The following is a 4,289-nucleotide window of genomic DNA, read 5'->3' as shown; positions in this document are numbered from 1 at the left end:
ACTATACGGGGAGAAATGTCCGGCAGGACAATGAGGGGCAGCGCCGACTTTGGCGATTGGCGTTCTCCGCTGCAAGTCGGACTTGTCGTTGGCCTAAAGCGATTGCCCTTGCCAACCGTCGCCCCCCTTGCGTCAGTCTCGCTTTGATGGCTGACTGTGCGCGCCGCATTGGGGGATGGGGATGGCGACGGCGAAGCACGTAATGAAGCGCATATTGATGATGTTGGCCGGCTACTTCGTGTCGGTGCTGGTCGGCCTGATCGCCATCGCGGTGATCTATGGCGTGCTCAGTTCCTTGCCCAACGCGCCCAGCTATTTCGACGTCATGGGCGTTTCGCCGATCGCGGTGCTGCTGGTGCCGCCGCTCGGCATGTTCGTCTATTTCCTGACCATCGTGGTGACCGCGCTGCAGACGCTGATCTTCGCGCTGATCGCCGAGTTCTTCTCGCTGCGCAATGTCCTGCTGCACATGGTTTTCGGCGCCGGCGCCGCGGTCGGCGGCTTCGCCTTGATCTGGCCGAGCGCGCCGGAGGATATGGACCCGGAGCGTTGGGTCGACATCGGCATCATCGCCGCTGCCGGCCTTGTCGCCGGGTTGCTCTATTGGCTGATCGCCGGGCGCGACGCCGGCTTCCGGCGGCCACTGTTCGAGCGCTACTAGCTTGCAGACTCATAATCGCGGAGCCACGCCGATCGGCTCATGCGGAACCTTGAAACAGATTCCGCCGCAATATGAAGGCAGTAGAAAAACGACCTCAAATCGGTCGCTTCTTGCTGCGCCCGAGAGCAGGCATGGCTCGTCATCGTCATGGCGCTGCTGTTCCGAGCGCAGCGGCCAGTACGTCGGCGAGGCCGCGTCCGGCGCTGCCGTCCTCATCAAGGCGCGGATTGTAGATGGTGATCTCGAGGCCGACTGCCTTGCCGCTCGCCAAGGCAAGCCGGAGCGCGGCCGTTAACTCGTCCCACGACAACCCGCCTGGCACGCGAAAATCGACAGCCGGCATGATGACATCGTCGAGACAGTCGGCGTCGAGATGGATGAAGAAGCCGTCCAATTCCGCTCTCGTCAGGTGATCGACCGCTTCGCGTGCGGCGGCCTCGATGCCCGTGGCGCGCACAGCGGGAAGGTCAAGCACCTTGAGCTCCTCGGGGAGCGGCTGGCTTCCGTACTCCTCCTGATCCTTGTGATCGCGATACGCGAAGGCGACAGCGTCTTCAGGGCGGACCAGAGGACCGCGACCTTCGATGTCGGTCAGCAGCGACGGACCGTAGCCGGTGACGAAGGCGAGGTCCATCGAGGCACCCTCACCATTGGGTTCCGCCTCTGGCTGGAAGAAATCGGCGTTGCCGTCAATGAAGAGCAAGCCGTAGCGGCCGCGCCGTCGAAACGCGAGCGCCGAGCCCAGCACGATCGTGCAATCCCCGCCCAGCACCACTGGAAACCCGCCTGCGTCAAGCACCGCTTCCACGGCGTCGGCGAGCTTGGGCGACCACTGCGCAATTGCCCTGGCGTTCAGGGTGCCGGTCTCGGGATCGGGCGTCGGGTCCTTCGGAGGCACAGCCAGCCGCCCGGCGCGGCGCGCCTGGATGCGCTCCGCAAGGCCAAGGTCCAGGAGCCGGCCAGGCAAGCGCTCCACACCGTCGGTCGCCAGGCCCAGCGTGGAGGGGGCTTCGAGAATCGCATAGCGGCTCGACACAGGCGCCTCCGCTTCGAGCGCTCAACATCGTTCGTCCCTGCCGAAACACAGTTGCGTTTTGAGCTTGTTCGATAACGATAGCCGCCGCTCCTCGTTCCCTCTCGGCCGCCTTTCCGCTTTCGGTCATGCCGTATTTATGAGTTAACGGCCTACCGAAAGCCCTGGATCAACTCGAAGGCGAGCGAACCGCCTCCGTTGCGTCCAGAGCCTGCTTCAGGCGCGAGTCGCGGTCGTAGACGTCGCCGAAATATTCGACCTTCCCGGACAGATCAGGCCAGGCGGTGAAATAGGCGACATAGACCGGGATCGTGCGTGTCACATTCTCGGTCGAGTGGCCGTGCTTCAGCTTCTCGGCGATATAGTCCACGGAGGTGCCAAGCACCGCCGCCGCCATGCCGCGCGGGTCCTGCAGCCGCACGCAGCCATGGCTGAGCGCGCGCATATCTCGCTGGAAGAATGATTTCTGCGGCGTGTCGTGCATGTAGATCGCGTGCTTGTTGGGGAACAGGATCTTCAACTCGCCCAGCGCGTTGGCCTCGCTCGGCTGCTGGCGCACGCTGTAGGGGATGTTCGCGCCATAGGCGCCCCAGTTGACCGCCGACGAAGGAATGCGCTTGCCGCGCGAATCCGTCACCTCATAGCCGGACCGGTCGAGATAGCCCGGATCGTTGCGCAATCTCGGCAGCATCTCGTTGACGATGATCGATTGCGGCACGCCCCAATAGGGATGGAAATCGACCTGCTTGATCTGGTCGTAGAAGAAGGAGGTCTGGTTGGTGGTCCGGCCAACGACGACACGCGTCTTGAGCTTTTCCTCGCCATTGTCGATGTAGCTCGCGGTGAAGGCCGGCTGGTTGATGAAGACGCGCGGGCTGCCAAGATCGGAGGGCAGCCAGCGCAGTTCCTCGAGCGCCACTTCCACCTTCAGCAGCTTGTCGGCCTTGGATGTTCCGGCCAGCGTCGCGACGGTGCGCGGGCCGATGACGCCGTCGCCCTTCATGCCTGCCTTTTGCTGCACGGCCTTGATGACCGGGACTAGTTCCGGATCATAGACTTCGCTGGTGGCCAGCCTGGACAGGATCTCGCCATAGGCGCCGCCCATCTCGTCATCGAGATTGCGCGCGATCAAGGTCAGCAGCTTCGGCAGTTCGGGGCTGGTTTCGCCCGGCTTCAGCAACAGTTTGGGGTCGACGACGATTTCGTTTTCCGCACTGGCCTGCAGAGATTCGAGTTCGACGCGCAGCGCCTGGTATTCCGCATTCTGCGGATGCCGCGATTCGAGATAGGTGCGCACTTGCTGGGTATGCGCCAGCGTCCTCAGCACGCCTTGCAAGTCGAGCGGCTTGGCCGGGAAATCATAGTAGCCGGTCATGCGGTTGGGATCGACGCGGCCGTTCTGGGCGTCATGGGCATAGCGCAGCACACGCGCGGAAAGCGCCATCTCGAAACGGACGAGTTCTTTCAGTTGCGCATTGGCGTCAGTCGTCGATGCGCCGGCAGCGGGCACTTCGACCGTATAGTCGGCGGGCGTGAGACCATAGCTTGAAGCCTCGCCAAGCACCCGCACCGCATCCTGGGCACGGCTGTTGAGGCTGGTTCCGCTTATCCAGATGAAATCCGGATTGGCCGAGTAATACGCGATCAGCGCCTTGGCGATGTCGGGCTCGGCTAAGAGTTCGTAGTCACCCAGGCTGGCAACCGCTTCACGAAACGCAGCGCCCGTTGCCGACGGCACGAAAGCCGCATCCTGTGGCGTCGCCGGCTCTGGCGTCGGGGCCAGCGCCGAGAAGTCGACGCGAACCAGCCGGTCCGCCTTGTAGGTGTAATAGGATGGGCTGCTGATTCTCGCGCCGCCACCGCCACCGCTGGCCGGAGCCTTCGGTTTTGGTTTGTGCTTCGGTGGCGGGGGCGGAAACTCGCCTTTCGGCGCATGCTTTACGCCGCCGCCGAAAAGCATGTCGAACAGCCCCTGCGCGCCTGCCTGGGGTACACCGAAAGCCAGCGTTGCCGTGACTGCCAGCAGCGGCATCACGGTTGCTTTGTTTCCGAGGAATCTCATGAATCACCCGCTCCGGCCGCAACCGGTTCCCGTTCCGCACGCTAGATCGTCCCGCTCACCGCATGGCGGATGTAAGGCGCGACTATACTGATTCATACCGATTTCGTTAAGCTTTCATAAATTTTGGAAAGCCTGTTGCAGAACGGTTTCACAAGATCGTGACGGCTGGAGCGGAGGGTTGTTCCGCCCCAGCCGGAAATCTCTCGGGATCAGGCGTTGGCGCCGCCATCGATGGTCAGGGCAGCGCCGGTTACGAAGCGGCCTTCAGGGCCTGCAAGCCAGGCGACCATGCCGGCAATGTCATCGGCCTTGCCGAAACGCGGTGTTGCCATTTTCCGGCGCTGATGCTCGGCATGCGGGCCGTCGGCCGGGTTCATGTCGGTGTCGGTCGAACCGGGATGGACGACGTTGGCGGTGATGCCGCGCGGGCCGAGGTCGCGCGCCAGCGCCTTGGTCAGGCCGACCAGCGCCGCCTTGCTGGCCGAATAGGCCGTGAGGCTGCCGTCGGTCGCCCTCTCGGCAAGGTTGCTGCC

General features: G+C 63.4%; 4 protein-coding genes. 1 reads left to right on the top strand and 3 read right to left on the bottom strand.

Annotated elements, in window-relative coordinates; translation table 11 throughout:
* The first annotated feature begins 175 nt into the window (after positions 1–175).
* Entirely contained in the window at positions 176–661 is a 486-nt protein-coding gene (locus EOC06_RS33485) for a hypothetical protein (protein WP_164749075.1), read from the top strand.
* Positions 662–806: 145 nt separating this feature from the next.
* Here EOC06_RS33485 and EOC06_RS33480 read toward each other — a convergent pair whose 3' ends face one another.
* The 3 genes from EOC06_RS33480 to EOC06_RS33470 all read right to left on the bottom strand — a co-directional run.
* Complete coding sequence (locus EOC06_RS33480; protein ID WP_128309806.1) at positions 807–1,697, bottom strand: arginase family protein; 891 nt, start codon at positions 1,695–1,697, stop codon at positions 807–809.
* 166 nt (positions 1,698–1,863) lie between these two features.
* Positions 1,864–3,756 (bottom strand): murein L,D-transpeptidase, encoded by a 1,893-nt coding sequence (locus tag EOC06_RS33475; protein ID WP_128309805.1) that lies wholly within the window; start codon positions 3,754–3,756, stop codon positions 1,864–1,866.
* A gap of 209 nt (positions 3,757–3,965) precedes the next feature.
* On the bottom strand, positions 3,966–4,289 hold a 324-nt coding region (locus tag EOC06_RS33470), incomplete at its 5' end, for an SDR family oxidoreductase (protein ID WP_128309804.1).

This window comes from Mesorhizobium sp. M7A.F.Ca.MR.362.00.0.0 (assembly GCF_004023175.1).
GTDB lineage: Bacteria > Pseudomonadota > Alphaproteobacteria > Rhizobiales > Rhizobiaceae > Mesorhizobium.
The sequence above is the reverse complement of the archived record's forward strand: the minus strand, read 5'-3'. Positions and strand labels throughout refer to the sequence as shown.

Bases quoted from the DNA above. Each gene is read 5' to 3' on its own strand.
- EOC06_RS33485 (WP_164749075.1), top strand. From the start codon at position 176: ATGGGGATGGCGACGGCGAAGCACGTAATGAAGCGCATATTGATGATG.
- EOC06_RS33475 (WP_128309805.1), bottom strand. From the start codon at position 3,756: ATGAGATTCCTCGGAAACAAAGCAACCGTGATGCCGCTGCTGGCAGTC.